The 15027-nt window shown below is 62.0% G+C and carries 16 protein-coding genes; 3 read left to right on the top strand and 13 right to left on the bottom strand.

Annotated elements, in window-relative coordinates:
• Positions 1–49: 49 nt before the first annotated feature.
• The 4 genes from FHY04_RS20460 to FHY04_RS20475 form a co-directional block, all read right to left on the bottom strand.
• Positions 50–1999 carry a cytochrome c/FTR1 family iron permease gene (locus FHY04_RS20460; RefSeq protein WP_159513029.1) on the bottom strand — a complete coding sequence of 650 codons (1950 nt, stop codon included), beginning with the start codon at positions 1997–1999 and terminating at the stop codon, positions 50–52.
• Between the two features lie 150 nt (positions 2000–2149).
• Complete coding sequence (locus FHY04_RS20465; protein WP_236559360.1) at positions 2150–3214, bottom strand: retropepsin-like aspartic protease; 1065 nt, start codon at positions 3212–3214, stop codon at positions 2150–2152.
• A gap of 273 nt (positions 3215–3487) precedes the next feature.
• Positions 3488–4243 (bottom strand): transporter, encoded by a 756-nt coding sequence (locus FHY04_RS20470; protein ID WP_221211911.1) that lies wholly within the window; start codon positions 4241–4243, stop codon positions 3488–3490.
• 85 nt (positions 4244–4328) lie between these two features.
• Positions 4329–4727 (bottom strand): helix-turn-helix domain-containing protein, encoded by a 399-nt coding sequence (locus FHY04_RS20475; protein ID WP_145147252.1) that lies wholly within the window; start codon positions 4725–4727, stop codon positions 4329–4331.
• A gap of 366 nt (positions 4728–5093) precedes the next feature.
• On the opposite strand from FHY04_RS20475, the gene lpdA reads away from it, so the two are divergent.
• On the top strand, positions 5094–6503 hold the full coding sequence (gene lpdA, locus FHY04_RS20480) for a dihydrolipoyl dehydrogenase (protein WP_159513015.1): 1410 nt from the start codon (positions 5094–5096) through the stop codon (positions 6501–6503).
• Positions 6500–8632 carry an NAD(+) synthase gene (locus FHY04_RS20485; protein WP_159513014.1) on the top strand — a complete coding sequence of 711 codons (2133 nt, stop codon included), beginning with the start codon at positions 6500–6502 and terminating at the stop codon, positions 8630–8632. Before lpdA ends, FHY04_RS20485 begins: the two co-directional genes overlap by 4 nt.
• Before the next feature lie 63 nt (positions 8633–8695).
• Here FHY04_RS20485 and arsH read toward each other — a convergent pair whose 3' ends face one another.
• The 9 genes from arsH to merC form a co-directional block, all read right to left on the bottom strand.
• Positions 8696–9439, bottom strand: coding sequence for an arsenical resistance protein ArsH (arsH, locus tag FHY04_RS20490; protein ID WP_159513013.1), 744 nt, complete (start codon positions 9437–9439; stop codon positions 8696–8698).
• Between the two features lie 30 nt (positions 9440–9469).
• The gene (locus tag FHY04_RS20495) at positions 9470–9793 is read right to left on the bottom strand and encodes a YnfA family protein (RefSeq protein WP_151989808.1); all 324 of its coding nucleotides are present in this window, start codon (positions 9791–9793) and stop codon (positions 9470–9472) included.
• Positions 9790–11076: an arsenic transporter gene (locus FHY04_RS20500; protein WP_151989809.1), complete on the bottom strand. Its 1287-nt coding sequence runs from the start codon at positions 11074–11076 to the stop codon at positions 9790–9792. Before FHY04_RS20500 ends, FHY04_RS20495 begins: the two co-directional genes overlap by 4 nt.
• On the bottom strand, positions 11076–11504 hold the full coding sequence (gene arsC, locus FHY04_RS20505) for an arsenate reductase (glutaredoxin) (RefSeq protein ID WP_151989810.1): 429 nt from the start codon (positions 11502–11504) through the stop codon (positions 11076–11078). The genes FHY04_RS20500 and arsC overlap by 1 nt, the downstream gene beginning before the upstream one ends.
• An 11-nt stretch (positions 11505–11515) precedes the next feature.
• A complete protein-coding gene (locus FHY04_RS20510; protein ID WP_151989811.1) occupies positions 11516–11848 on the bottom strand; it encodes a helix-turn-helix transcriptional regulator in 333 nt (110 codons plus the stop codon).
• A gap of 84 nt (positions 11849–11932) precedes the next feature.
• On the bottom strand, positions 11933–13282 hold the full coding sequence (locus FHY04_RS20515; RefSeq protein WP_151989812.1) for an NAD(P)/FAD-dependent oxidoreductase: 1350 nt from the start codon (positions 13280–13282) through the stop codon (positions 11933–11935).
• A 57-nt stretch (positions 13283–13339) separates the two neighbouring features.
• The gene (locus tag FHY04_RS22990) at positions 13340–13504 is read right to left on the bottom strand and encodes a GDCCVxC domain-containing (seleno)protein (RefSeq protein ID WP_302675749.1); all 165 of its coding nucleotides are present in this window, start codon (positions 13502–13504) and stop codon (positions 13340–13342) included.
• A gap of 56 nt (positions 13505–13560) precedes the next feature.
• Entirely contained in the window at positions 13561–13884 is a 324-nt protein-coding gene (locus tag FHY04_RS20520) for a mercury transporter MerT (protein ID WP_183937707.1), read from the bottom strand.
• Between the two features lie 83 nt (positions 13885–13967).
• Positions 13968–14375, bottom strand: coding sequence for an organomercurial transporter MerC (merC, locus tag FHY04_RS20525; protein WP_056638677.1), 408 nt, complete (start codon positions 14373–14375; stop codon positions 13968–13970).
• A gap of 130 nt (positions 14376–14505) precedes the next feature.
• Between merC and FHY04_RS20530 the strand changes: the two genes are divergently transcribed.
• Positions 14506–14901: a helix-turn-helix domain-containing protein gene (locus tag FHY04_RS20530; protein ID WP_151989816.1), complete on the top strand. Its 396-nt coding sequence runs from the start codon at positions 14506–14508 to the stop codon at positions 14899–14901.
• Positions 14902–15027: the final 126 nt, after the last annotated feature.

Below are 15027 nucleotides of genomic sequence, written 5' to 3' on the forward strand. Positions count from 1 at the left end.
AGATCCGACGTGGCTTTTACCGGCAACGGAACGACAAGGCAGATCATTCTCATTCCGCCGTTGCAACGCTCAAATTCGGCGCGGCTTTACGGCGGTTAAGGGAAAATCCGGCCAGGATTGCCAGCACCATGAGAAGCTGGGCCAAGATGGATTGCCAAGTAGGGAAGATCCCAAGGATGGATACCCGAGGCGCATCCGCAAGCGGAGCGATGTCGATGATCCCTGCCTCCTGTAGCGCCGCAACGCCTTTTCCAGCGAGCACCACCGTAAGCCCCGCCATCAGCCACGAACTGTAGGAGAAGACCTTGGCAATCGGAAGCTGGCGGCTGTAGCGGAGCATGGCCCATGCGATCACGGCGAGCAACGCGACTGCTGATCCCGCGCCGGCGAGAAGCGCACCGCCATTCCCCTGCGTCCATAGTGCGGCGTAGAACAGGATCGTTTCGAACACCTCGCGATACACCACCACGAAGGCCAGTCCGAACAGGAACCAGGCCGAGCGACCCGACAACGCGCGCGTCATCTTCTCTCGAATATAGCGCTGCCACTGATCAGCTTGCGCCTTGCCGTGCATCCATATTCCGACCGATAGCAGGACCACGGCAGCGAACAGGGAACCGAACCCTTCGGTCAGCTCTCGGCTCGCACCGCTGATCCCGATCGCATAGGTGGCGACCACCCAGGTTAACAGGCCAGCGACAAGCGCTCCGACCCAGCCACCATGGACATAGGGCAAGACTTCCGAGCGCTCCGCTTTGCGGAGGAAGGCGATCATGGCAACAACGATGAGCAGGGCTTCCAAGCCCTCGCGCAACAGGATCGTAAACGCGCCCAGGAAGGTCGATGCATCGCTGGAGGCGCCAGGGGCCAGCGCCGCTTCGGCATCGTCGAACAGATTATTCAGGACGAGCACCCGGTTCGCCAGATCGTCGGGCTCCGCACCCTGATCGACGGCAGCGCGGTATTCGCCCATCGCACCCTCGATCCGGGCGAGCAGCGTTGCATCGCGTGCGCCCAGCGTGGGTTCGATGGGCTCAAAACCATCCAAATAGGCGGACAGCGCTGCTTCCTTCGCTGCGCGACGATTGCCCTTGCGGGCGGCATCAAGGCTCGCTGCCAGCTTCTGCCGGACAATCGAGAGCGACGCAGGGGCCTGTTCGATCACAGCGTCGGGATGACGGCGTAGATAAGCCATGACCGCCAGTGCCCGCTTCTCGCCGATACTGTCGGCGAGCGCGGAAGGGGTGAGCGCCACGAGTGTCTGGAGGTCCGGCACCTGCTGGCGGAGCGACGGATCGGCCTTCCACAATCGCTCCCCTTCCCGCGCCTGTTCGTCGGTCAGTGCGAAGCTGCCGGCGCGAAAAGCCAAGGCCCAGCGATCCCCGTTTGAGAGCTCCGCAAAGCTCTGCATCGCCGTTCCGTCGATGCCTTGGGTTATCGCCTGATAGAGTGCAAATACGCTGCGCTGGCGGGCGCGTTCGACATCCGTGAACGCGATCGGCGGCGTCGTGAGCTTGGCCGCGTCGGGGCCATGTCCGTTGCCGGTCATGCCGTGACAGGCTGCGCAGGTGGAGCCAAACAGCGTCACCCCGCGAGCAAAGCTCGGTGGTGCTGCCGGGGCGAGCGGCACCGGGTAGGCTTTCAGTAGATCGGCTGCGAGCCCGTGTGCGAGCGTCCCGACTTCCTGCGGCGTTCCCTTGCGCCCGATCACGCTCTGGAGGCGCGCCACACCCGCGATCAGCGCCGCCCGCTCGGGCTTTGGCGGCAGCGCCGCAAGCCGCTGTGATACGGAGCCGGCAAACTCCGTCATCTCGGCATATTCGGCTGCGCTCTTTATCCGGCCGCCCTCGACCGCGCCGTTGTAATCGACCGCTACATAGTCGAGCAGGCGCCACGCGGTTTGGACGTCGTTCGGATCTGCGTTGGGCGCGGCATGCAGTGCCGTCAGCGGGATGAGCAAACCCATTAAGATCGCGAGCGCGACGGCAATGAGCCGCATGGAGGCGGCTTGGATCATGCGACCTGGAGGTGCGGCATCGATATTCAAAGGAAGGTTGAGCGGCGACATGCCGACCCCTTACAACCTCTAGCCGCTGTAGGAGCAAGCGATTTGAGACCCGCTCGCAATAACATGCTCAACGCGCAAGCGTCAGTAGTAGTCGCCAAGTTTGAGCGTTCGTGTCGTACCATCGGTGAGTGTCAGCGCGACCTTCTCTCCGGCAGGCCCATAGCGCCACTGCCACAGCGTGCCACGTGTGTAAGACGTGTCGATCGCAAGGCCCTTCACTGCCGCGATCCGATCGCCGGCCGCCCACCCCGATCGCGCCGCGGGACCCCCAGCGGCCACATGAACGACAGTCAGTTCCGTTGATGACGCGGCAAGTCCAAGGCCGCTTCTATCCTTCAGCATCGGCAAACGGGCTTTCACGGGGATGGGCCGCAACCACAATCGCCCCTGAGAAATGTCGAGCACGATATCGAACTGCCCCAACAGCGGCATGCCGATATTTCCCACGGTGCTTTCGGATGTCCAGCGATCATGAGCGAGCGCCGGAACCGAGGCTACTTGGAGCGCGCCCAGGCCCACCTTATCGGCAGTGAATGTTTTGACGATGTGCACTCCCTCGATTCCTCCGAGGGCCGCTGTCGACGTGATCTTGCCGGCTAAAAGGGAGTGGGCATCAGTATAAGCTGCGGACAGCATCAAGGCCGACGAGCTGCCGAAGTCGAGCATCAGCGCGACCGGATCCAGGCCCGCGATCGAGGCGAGCACGAACAGCTCTTTTTTGGTGCCATGACCGAGCACCAAAGACGTCCAATCGGGGCCGGGGGCGAAGCTGCCCGCTTTTTCAAAAGCGAAACGTCTGGTCGCGAAGTCCAGGGCAACGCAGCCGCCGGCAAGGACGTCGGCTCCGAGCATCATGTCGATCGGCCGACCGAAAGCAGCCGAGATCGCTCCGAGATCGGCCACAATCGCGAACGGCAGGACATGCGTCTGGCCGGCGAGCACCACCTCGACGTTGCGAACCAAGCCAACTTCTGCCTTGCCACCCAGACCGTTGATCCTTCGTGGTTCCAGGTTGGTCATGCCGAGCTTCGCGGCCAGCGATTTGCTGATCATCGTCGCGCCGCTGCCGCTGTCCAGGACCGCCTCGATAACGGCACCGGCCACGGTTGCCGACGTAATCAGCGTATCGCCTGTTCCGATCTCCAAGCGGCGCCAGACTGGCGGGGAAGCGAAGCCCTGCCAAGGTCGCGCCGGCTTGGTTGCCGCTCCCCATGATCGTACCGGAATTATCGTCGCGATCACTCCGCTACCCAGACGAGCCAGAGCAGTTCGCCGACCGACCCCCCCGGTTGGTGCCGTTTCGACGCTGCGTTTCACCACAATTCAATCGATTCCTACTTCTCGTAGCGCGTTCAGTCTCACTTACATGCTACAGTCACTGGAGGAGCAAGCCTCAATGTGAGAGAGGTGCGAGGTCGTCTAGAATCGCTTCGAGAAGCCAGCGGCGAGGAATGGATGTGGCGTTGTTGAACCGGCAACGCCGGTTCCGACGCTGAGATCGAGCTGGATGTCGTGGCCGATGATGTAAGCCACGCCTGCATCGATTATGACCGACGCTCTGCCACCCTTCTCCTCCGGAGCCTGGATGCCGGTATCCACGAAGAAGTTCAGCGTCTTGCTGGGATTGAAGTTCAACGTGGCAGCCGCAAGCCCTGCCGTATAGGTGCGGTTGGAGTCGTCCTGGAAAACACCAACGCCGATGTTGGGGTTCAGCGACCAGTTGTCGGCAAACGCCCAGTCGGCTGCCATCCTTAAATCTCCCGTCGTCTTGCTGTTTCGGAAATCTCCAGAGCCAGACGGTGGGAAAATACGAGCAATTGCGCCGAGTGAGACCTGCTTTGAACCTTCCGGAACATCAATGAAGTTGTATTTTAGTCCGATCGATGTGGGGGAGAAGCCATTTGAGTATGATGTATTGGTAGCGTCCTTCTGCCTCATCCATGAATAGGTGTTTCCCTCGACCCGTAACTCGACCTTGTCGACAACGCCGTAGCGGAGCAGGGTCGGAAAGAAGATTGTCCGCTCGTGTTCATCGCCGTCGTGACGAAACTCGGCCTGGATCGCGGTCTCCAATTGGAAGCGACCCTTTCCCACGGTTGTGCTGCCGTCCGCAATGCCAGGCCGATCGGCGTTGATGTAATCATCGGACGGGTCTGCGATGGCGGGCGTTGCCATCGCGATCGTAGCCACCATCAGGAGAGCTGTTGAGGCGCAGAGGCTCCGTAGTGGCATCACGTAATTTTCCGTTCTCGGTTCAGGGTTATGCGGTTGGTCCAGCGATAGCTTGGATAACGCGACACTCGGCCATCGTTTTGGCCGAACAGCCGGCAGCGCTCATTGCAGCCAGTTCATCGCGCAGCGCGCCTAGCTGGCGAAGGCGCTCCTCAACATCGGCGAGATGACGTGATGCGATCTCAGTGGCTTCCCCGCAGTCGCGGTCCGGCTGATCGGCGAGTGCGAGCAAGGAGCGGATCTCGTCGATGGAAAAGCCGAGACGCCTACCGTTTCGTATGAAGTTGAGACGATCGGTGTCCGACGCCCCGTAAGTGCGCCGGCCTGAGGTCGTGCGAGCGGGGCGGCCGAGTAAGCCGATGCCCTCATAGAAGCGGATCGTCGTGACCTTGGTCGCGGTGGCTTTCGCCAGTTCGCCGATTTGCATTCGAATGCCCGCTTTCTGCTGCCGGAATTACAATGAGCTTGATTCTACAGCTACTGTAGAATGTAGGGAAGATTGATGATGCGGCACAGGCGATTGCCTGCGGCTGCAAATTCTGACGAGAGGTGCCCGTGCCAAGTGATCTGATCAGCGCCCAGCGCACACCGGCCGGCGATACTGGAGACGGAGAGCGCTTCGTCCAAGAGGTGAGACCCTTCTATCCCTTTCTCCCCGCCTTGATGGTGCGGGTTCAGCGGACTTCACGTGGATATCTAGAGATGGGCTGAACTCGGATGTTCGCGCTGCTGGCGAAGCGGTTCCTTGCCAGCGGCGTTCAGCTCAGGTGACCGGTTTATCGAGGACGAACGAATGAACGACAGCTTCGACATCATCGTAATCGGCGGGGGCACGGCAGGCTATCCCGCCGCCATCCGCGCTTCACAGCTCGGGATGAGCGTCGCGTGTGTCGAACGTGGCGCCACGCTTGGCGGCACCTGTCTCAATGTCGGCTGCATTCCCTCCAAGGCTCTTCTCCATTCGACGGAGCTGTTTGCCGACCTCAGCGAGGGGCTTGAGAAGCATGGTATCGGCGTCAGCGGCGTTGCCCTCGACTTGGCGCAAATGATCAGCCGCAAAAATGAGGTCGTCGCTGGGCTTACCAAGGGCGTCGAACACCTCTTGAAAAAGAACAAGGTGGAATGGGTGAAGGGAAGCGCCCGTTTCACGGCACACGATCGCCTCGCCGTCGATCTGGCCGAGGGTGGCGCTCGATCTCTGACGGCAACCAAGGGGATCATCGTAGCAACCGGCTCGGATGTCGCGCGGCTGCCAGGTATCGACATTGATGAGGAGCGCGTCGTCTCGAATACGGGCGCGCTCTCGTTGAAGAAGGTGCCGGATCATCTGGTCGTCATCGGCGGCGGCTATATCGGCCTTGAACTGGGCTGCGTCTGGCGTCGGTTGGGCGCCAGGGTGACTGTGATTGAGTTCCTCGAGAGCATCGTGCCCAGCATGGATCGCGAGATCTCGCGACACCTGCTTAAAACGCTGAAGCAGCAAGGGCTAGACTTCCGGTTCCAGACCAAAGTGACGAGCGTCGAGAAGCGCCCCGACGACCTGCTTATCGCCATCGAGCCGTCAAACGGCGGTGCAACCGAGACCCTCGCGGCCGACGTCGTGCTGGTCGCAGTGGGCCGTAGACCCTACACAGACGGCCTAGGGCTGGACCAAGTCGGTGTCTTGCTCGACCCCAAGGGCCGCATACCTGTGGAGCTTGGTTTCAAGACTGTTGTCCCCGGAATTTACGCTATCGGCGACGTTATCGCGGGACCGATGCTTGCGCACAAAACGACGCTGGATGGGGTGCGCTGCGTGGAGGGGATCGCCGGCCGCTATCCAGGGGTCGACTACAACACCGTACCCGCCGTCATCTACACCTCTCCCGAGGTCGCGAGCGTTGGCAAAACGGAAGAGGAACTGAAGGCAGCCGGCGTCGACTACAAGTCCGGCACATTCCCGTTCCTGGCGAACAGCCGCGCGCGATGCAACGGCGACACCCGCGGGCTCACGAAGCTGCTGGCAGACGCGAAGACCGATCGCCTGCTCGGCGCTCACATTATCGGGCCGGACGCCGGAACGATGATCCACGAGGCCGTACTGGCCATGGAATATGGTGGGACGACTGAGGACATCGCGCTGACGACGCACGCCCATCCCACCTTGCCGGAGTCGCTGAAGGAGGCCGCTCTCGTCCTGCTCGGCCAAGGCATGCACATATGATCCAGAGCAAGGGCGCCGAGGCCTTTCTTTCCATCTACCGCCAAGGCTTTGTGCGAGTCGCTGCCTGCCGGCCGCGCTGCCGGGCCGCCGATCCCACGTTCAACCTCGCACAAACCATGGAACTAGCCCGCGAGGGCGACGCTCAGGCAGTAGCGCTGATGGTTTTCCCGGAACTGGGACTTTCGGGCTACTCAATTGACGATCTCCTGCTTCAGCGCGCGTTGCTCGACGAAGTTGAAGCGAGGATTATAGATCTGGTCGAGGCAAGCCGGACGTTGAGGCCGGTTCTCCTCGTGGGAGCGCCGTTACGGCGCGAAGGTCGGCTCTACAATTGTGCTGTCGCCATCCACCGGGGTCGGATTCTTGGTGTGGTACCAAAAGGCCACCTTCCCAATTACCGTGAGTTTTATGAGAAGCGGTGGTTCGCCTCCGGCCGTGACGTGCGTGGCGAGATCTATGTTGGAGGCGAGCCAGTTCCTTTCGGAATGGATTTGCTGTTCCAGGCTGACGACGTCGACGGCCTGATCTTCCACACTGAAATTTGCGAGGACGTTTGGGCTCCTGCACCCCCAAGCGACTTTGCCGCGCTCGCCGGCGCGCTGATCCTGACGAACCTTTCGGCAAGCAACATCGTGGTGGGCAAGGCGGACACACGACGGCGCCTCTGCGAGCTGCAGTCCGGCCGCTGCTGGGCAGCTTACATCTACTCCGCGGCCGGATACGGAGAGTCGACCACTGATCTCGCTTGGGATGGCCAGGCCTGCATATACGAGCTGGGAGCTCAGCTCGCGGAAACGGAGCGGTTCAGCGTCGCGTCCCAGATGGTCATTGCGGACATCGACGTGGAGCGGTTGCAACTAGAGCGCATGCGGACCGGCACCTTCAACGAGGCCGCTATCGCAAACGGGATGCCGGACCGGCGATTCCGACGTGTGTCCTTCCATCTCGATCCCCCGATGGGCGATCTCGGGCTGAGACGGAACATCGATCGTTTCCCCTTCGTACCTGATGATCCGGCCCGTCTCGACCAGGACTGCTACGAGGCGTTCAACATCCAGGTCAGCGGGCTTGCGAGGAGGCTGGAAGCAACCGGTTTAGCCAAGATCTGCATCGGCGTGTCCGGAGGGTTGGATTCGACCCATGCCTTGATCGTCGCGGCAAAGGCGTTCGATTTGCTTGGGCGTCCACGTACCGACATTCTCGGATTTACAATGCCTGGCTTCGCCACCAGCGCCAGGACGAAGTCCAATGCCCACGCCTTGATGAGTGGGCTCGGTGTGACCGCCGAGGAGATCGACATCAAGCCGCTTGCCAACCAGATGCTAGCGGATTTGCAGCACCCGTTCGCAACCGGCGAACCGGTCTACGACACGACTTTCGAAAACGTGCAGGCGGGACTCAGGACGGATCTTCTGTTCAGAGCTGCCAACCAGCGTAACGCCTTGGTGCTCGGCACCGGCAACATGTCGGAGCTTGCACTTGGCTGGTGTACCTACGGTGTCGGCGACCACATGAGCCACTACAACGTGAATGGCTCGCTTCCGAAGACTCTCATTCAGCACCTGATCCGGTGGACGGCTTCGAACCGGCTGTTCGATACCAATGTCACAGACGTCCTTCTGGACGTTCTCGGGACTACGATATCGCCCGAGCTCATCCCGCAGGCGAGCGAAGGAGAATCGCAGAGCACCGAAGGCAAGATCGGACCGTATGAGCTCCACGATTTCTGGATCTACTATTTCACCCGGTTCGGGCTGCGGCCCTCGAAGATCGCTTTTTTGGCATTCCACGCTTGGCAGGACGTTAGTGCGGGAAGCTGGCCGCCGGGGTTTCCCGAGGAGCAAAAGCGCGCCTACGAGGTGGGCGTCATCCGCGCCTGGCTTGAGGTGTTCTTACACCGCTTCTTCGCTAACCAGTTCAAGCGCTCTGCTCTGCCGAATGGACCCAAGGTCACGACCGGCGGATCGCTATCCCCACGCGGCGACTGGCGCATGCCTTCGGACGCGCATGGACAGGTCTGGATCGACGAGCTGCGTCGCAACGTGCCCGAAGGCCTTGACGTTATGGCCGATCCCTCGACGCAAACAGCGATTATTGTACCGGCTGAAGCCAAGCCTATCGTGCGGTAATGTTGCACTCGCTACGCTATTGCGGGCGTGGGCGGCAGTCTTCCCCGGCGGACGGGCTTAGCTTCAGACGCGGGCCGTCGCGATGCTTGATAGATCGGTTGTCGGATCCATCGGCACCCCGGCTTCCTTGCGCTCGGAATAGCGATCGATAAGCTGGTCAGCATGTGGACGGAGCAAGACGGTGAAGCGGACCAACTCCTCCATCACGTCAACGATGCGATCATAGTAACTCGAGGCCTTCATCCGCCCGGCGTCGTCAAACTCGTTGAACGCCTTGGCGACCGATGATTGATTGGGGATGGTGAACATCCGCATCCAGCGGCCGAGCACGCGCAGTGTGTTGACGCTGTTGAACGACTGCGATCCCGCTGACACCTGCATCACCGCCAGCGTGCGCCCCTGCGTAGGGCGCATGCCGCCCATGTTCAGCGGCAGATGGTCGATCTGCGTTTTCATGATGCCCGTGATTTGACCGTGTCGCTCGGGGCTGCACCAGACCTGTCCTTCCGACCATAGAGAGAGCTGCCGCAACTCATGAACGGCCGGGTGGTCGTCGCCCGCCACTTGATCGGGCAACGGTAGCGTCGACGGATCGAAAATCCTCGTCTCGCACCCGAAAAAGTGAAGAAGGCGCGCAGCTTCCTCGATGCATAGCCGCGAGAAGGAGCGCTCGCGCAAACTTCCGTAGAGCAGCAGGATGCGCGGTGCGGGATCAGCCGGACCGAGACCGAGCGCAGGCCGCTGGTGGGCATAGGCCGGATCGAGTGCGGGTAGATGGTCGGGTTCGGACAGGTCGCGAAGAGGCATTGAACATTCCAAAGTCAGATAGGGCCGGCGTTACGCACCACGCGGCGCGAGCAGGATCACGCAAGTTCCGATGAGACATAGGGCCGCGCCACCCACGTCCCAGCGGTCGGGCCGAACGCCCTCGACGCTCCACAACCAAAGCAGTGAGGCGCAGATGTAGATGCCGCCATAAGCGGCGTAGGCGCGCCCTGCCGCATCGCTGTCCACGCGGGTCAGCAGCCAGGCAAAGACGACGAGGGACGCTATGCCTGGCGCGAGCCACAGGGGTGACTTTCCCATGCGCAGCCAAGCCCAGAAGGCAAAGCATCCCCCAATTTCAGCAAGCGCCGCTGCGATGTAGATCAGGGCTGTCATCCAAGAGTGATCCTCAATGCCAAGGCGCCGAGCGTGATGAGCAGTACCGGCACGGTCAGCGTGACGCCGACGCGGAAATAATAGCCCCATCCGATCCGCACGCCCTTCTGACCGAGAACGTGAAGCCACAGCAACGTCGCGAGAGACCCGATCGGCGTCAGCTTCGGGCCGAGGTCGCAACCGATTACGTTTGCGTAGATCATTGCTTCCTTGACCGCGCCGGTCGCGTGCGCCGCGTCGATCGACAGCGCCCCGACCAGCACGGTCGGCATGTTGTTCATCACCGACGAGAGAATGGCCGCGATGATGCCCGTTCCGAAGGCCGCACCCCACACACCGCCTTGTGCCGTGCGATCGAGCAGCGCGGCGAGGTGATCGGTCAGGCCGGCGTTCCGCAGGCCGTAGACGACCAGGTACATGCCGAGCGAGAAGATCACGACCTGCCACGGCGCGCCTCGCAGTACCTTCCGTGTCTCGATTACATGGCCGCGCCCGGCGATCACCAGGAGCAGGATCGCGCCGGCAGCGGCAACTGCGCTTACCGGTACGCCGAGGGGCTCGAGTAGGAAGAAGCCGGCGAGCAGAAGCGCCAGGACAACCCAACCGGCGCGGAAGGTCGCGGCATCACGAATAGCCTCATGGGGCGCGCGCAGCGCTCCGACATCATAGGCTTGTGGAATGTCACGGCGGAAGAACAGCATCAGTGCGCCCAACGTGACGGCGATCGACACGAGATCGACCGGCACCATCACGGAGGCATATTCACCGAAGCCGACTTTGAAGAAGTCGGCCGACACGATGTTGACGAGGTTGGAGACGACCAGCGGCAAACTTGCCGTGTCGGCGATAAAGCCGGCCGCCATGACGAACGCCAGCGTCGCCTTGTCCTTGAAGCCCAGCGCGCGCAGCATGGCGATGACAATCGGCGTCAGGATCAGCGCCGCGCCGTCATTGGCGAACAACGCGGATACTGCCGCGCCCAGCAGCACGATGAGAACGAACAGCCTCAGGCCATGCCCTCTGCCCCAGCGTGCGACATGGAGTGCTGCCCATTCAAAGAACCCGGCCTCGTCGAGCAGCAGACTGATGACGATGATCGCGACGAAAGCAGCGGTCGCGTTCCAGACGATGCCCCACACCACCGGCACGTCCGAGAGAGTGACGACGCCAGCGAGCAAGGCGACGACGGCACCGCCCATCGCGCTCCATCCAATGCCCAGCCCTTTCGGTTGCCAGATGACGAGCGCGATCGTGGCGACAAAGATCAGGACGGCAAGAAGCATCAGGCGACGCGCTGACCCGAAGCGTTCACGACTTGCTCGCCATCCTCCTTGACGAACGCGCCTTGCTGGCCTGTCTGCAGCAGATCGAGGACCGCTTCCGACGGGCGGCATAGTTTCACGCCCAGCGGTGAGACGACGAGCGGACGGTTGATGAGGATCGGGTGCGCCATCATGGCGTCGATCAGCGCGTCGTCGGAGAGCGACGTGTCACCCAGCCCCAGCTCCGCATAAGGCGTTCCCTTCTCGCGCAGCAGATCGCGCGGGGTGATGCCCGCACGGTCTATCAACTCGACTAGCAGCGCGCGCGAGGGCGGGGTCTTTAGATATTCGACCACGTGCGGCTCAATCCCCGCATTGCGAATCAGGCCAAGGACATTGCGCGACGTGCCGCACGCGGGGTTGTGGTAGATGACGATATCGGTAGCCACAGGGTGTCCTTTCAGCAGCAAGGATCGAGTTCCGCGAGGAGCGGCGCACACAGCTCGGGCGATCCGGCGCAGCAATCCTTGACGAGGAACAGCATCAGCGCGCGCAAGCCGTCCAGGTCGGCGCGGTAGACGATCGAGCGGCTGTGCCGGTCGGACCGGACCAGACCGGCACGTGCGAGAATACCGAGATGCGCCGACATGGTGTTCTGTGGCACGTTGAGCTGACGAGCAATCTCACCCGCGGCCAAGCCATCGGGTTCGTGCCGCACCAGCAGACGGAACACGTCCAGGCGTGTACCTTGAGCCAAGGCACCCAATGCAGCGATAGCCGAATCACTTTCCATATATCCAGCATAATGGATATTAAGTGTCGGGCCACGCCTTATTGGTGGACCGTTACCGCGTCATGTTGTTCTTCGAGGCCACCTTCATCCAAGCATCGAGCCGATATCCGACGCCCCAGTTGGATAGGCGAACATGGTTGATCGCAAGTCGCCTGCCGTGAGATGGTGCCGGATTGCGAGCGCAAACAGGTTGATGACCTCTTCTGCGTGGGGTCCGACCAGGTGAGCGCCGACTATGCTGTCGTCGCCTTCATCGACCAGCACCTTGAACCCATAGACCGGTTCGGCCGCTTGCTTCGCGGTATACCAGCCAGGCACGAAACTGCTGTTCACGCGAAAGCGTATTCCTCGCTTGCGCGCTTCGGCTTCGCCGAGGCCAACCGACGCAATGGGAGGAAGTGTGAAGGCGACGCTTGGGACGCCCCGATAGTCTGGCTGGAGGTGATTTCCCTCCAGTATGTTGCCGGCGACCACCTTGCCATCGTGGCTCGACACCGGCGTCAGTGGCGGCCCCATCTGGGCCGCGTCGCCGGCTGCATACACTGCCGGGTTGGACACGCTTTGCAGATGCTCGTTAAGCGTGAGGCGGCCGTGCTCGTGCGCGATCCCCGCCGCATCCAGGTCGAGTGCTTCGAGCGCCGGCCTGCGCCCGGCGGCATGAACGACCAGGTCGGCCGCGAAGCTCTTGCTTTCCCCGCCCGTGGAGGCGCGGACTAAGAAGCCGTCGCCTGTCTTGTCGATCGCCTCGACCACCGTATCGAGCTGCACGTCGATCCCTGCGTCGCGCAGGCGCGGCGTCAGCCAGCCAACCAGATCGGGGTCGAAGCCGGTCAACATGCGCGGCCCGCGCTGGAGGATCGTCACCTCCGCCCCGGCGTTCGCCGCAATCGTCGAAAACTCGGCCGCGATGTAGCCCCCCCCGACGACCACGATGCGCCGGGGCAGGCGCTCCATTGCCAGGAATGCCTCATTGTCGATGACATGCTCTTCGCCGGACAATCCGAGCGGGACCGGCTCGGCACCGCTGGCGATGAGGACGTGTCGCCCGGTGAGGGTCTTTCCCTCCACGACAAGGGTGTTCGCGCCGGTGAAGCGGACCGAGCCATAAAAGGTTTCCACCCCCGCGTCATGGTAGCTCTGTTCCTGCTTGCCCGGCACCGGATCGGTGAAGGTGCGCTTGAACGCCATCAGCTCGCGCCAGTCGATGCGGTCCTCGCCCACCACCCCGTTGCGGCGCATCCGGCGCGCGTTGTCGATGACGGCCGCACCGTGGCGCAGCATCTTCTTGGGGTCGCATCCGCGCAGCGCGCAGGTGCCGCCATAAGGTCGGCAGTCGATCACGGCGACGCTCTTGCCTGCCTTGCGGACGCGCATGGCCGCGACCCGCGCCGCGGTTCCCGCGCCGATAACGACCAGATCATAGGTTTCGGGCATGAGCTTCTTCCCTGCTGCGGGTGTAAATGGCGCTCAGGTGTTGATCGCCAGACGCGATCAGGTGCAACAGCTCGCCGTTGATCCGGACGCGCGCGCCTCCTGAATCGGGGGGCATGGCACGTCCCCGAACGAGCAATAGACGCAGCAGTCCCCGGCATTGGGGCGGAGCACCGCAGCGCAACCCTTGCAGTCGTAGAAGAACTGACAGGCATCGGTCGGCATGGTGTCTGTCGATTGGTGGCCGCACTTCGGACAGGTCAACGTGGAGGTAAGCAGCACTACAATATCCACTTCATCAGCAAAGGCTCAATCGAATCCCAAATAGCAGCCAACCCGACCAGCGCCGTCGCAGCGATCAGAAGGCCGATGGCGCGGCGCGGCGCGGCATCGGCCGCGCAAGCGTCTCCCGCCGTGCAAGCCGTTTCGCGTTTGCGCCACCACATGATCCAGGCGACCACGAGTGCGACCCCGCTCAGTACAAGAAGCGGCGTCCGGATGCTCGCCAGCTCGGCGAGGCTACCGGCGAGCCCGGCACCCACGCCGATCGAGGCGAGCGCAAGCGGCAGGACGCAGCAGGCAGCGGCAGCCGTAACCGCGCTCAAGCCCAACGCACCCGCGATTGATGCGACACCCCAAACGGGCGGCGCATCCGGTGCCGAGGGTCGCCTTGCGGCGGTATCCGTCATTATCTGTTCCTCGACGGGACCGGATTGCTGAATCGCCGCCCCGGAGGGGAAACCAGATCGACAATCGAGACCCCGATCATCAACACCAGCCCCGCATAAAGCACCCATTCCGCCCGGATGCCACGAAGCGACATTAGCAGGGCGGCGATCAGGACGAGCACAGGGCCAATAACCCCAAGGGCTAGGCGGAGCCAAGTTTTGTGTCGAAATCCGCTGCTAAGGTTTGCCGCCAAAACGACGAGAGCGGAGAGCGGCAATATGTACCGGATGAAGGGGCCTTCATACTGACTTAGAAAGCTTAAGCCGATCCCGGCACCGAGGCTGCCAAGAGCCGGAAAGCACGCTGCACAACCGAAAGAGGCGATGATCGCACCGATCACGCCCGTCTTGTCGGCTGTCCGCGTCAGAGCGTCTTCAGTAGGCACATCGTTTCCTTTTTCCCGCTCCGCCGAAGCGACACGCACGTCGTCTAGCTTCTCGACAAGATCCTCGTCCTCGTCGCATATGCACCCTCCAGTAACTGTAGGGTCAAGGGCCATGGCTCTAAAAATCGGTGACCTCGCGAACGCGACCGGCACGAAGGTGCAGACGATTCGCTATTACGAAGAGATCGGATTGCTGCCTCCGCCCGCGCGAACCGAAGGCAACTTCCGAACCTATGACAAGGGGACCCTTCGCCGGTTGTCATTCATTCGCCGCTCGCGCGGCCTTGGGTTCAGCCTTGATCGGGTCCGGGAGCTACTTGGGTTAGCCGACCATCGCGATTGGTCATGTACCGCAGTCGAGACGATCGCCCGTGAGCACCGTAAGGCAATTGAGCGCAAGATCGCCGACCTATCAGCGCTTGATCACGAGTTGGCCCAAATCATTGAGAAATGCGGGCACGGGACGGTTGCCGAGTGCGGTATTCTTGAAGCGCTGTCTCCGTCCTAAGTCACCTCTGAGAACAGGTGTCAAAAACGGACGAGACTGTTGAAAAACGCGTGCTTGCGACGACGAGGAAGGCGTGATTCACTCCTGCCAGGCGGCGGGAGTATGGACATGATGGGTCGGCAAGTG

It is taken from the genome of Sphingomonas sp. BK481 (genome assembly GCF_014194875.1).
Classification (GTDB): domain Bacteria; phylum Pseudomonadota; class Alphaproteobacteria; order Sphingomonadales; family Sphingomonadaceae; genus Sphingomonas; species Sphingomonas aerolata.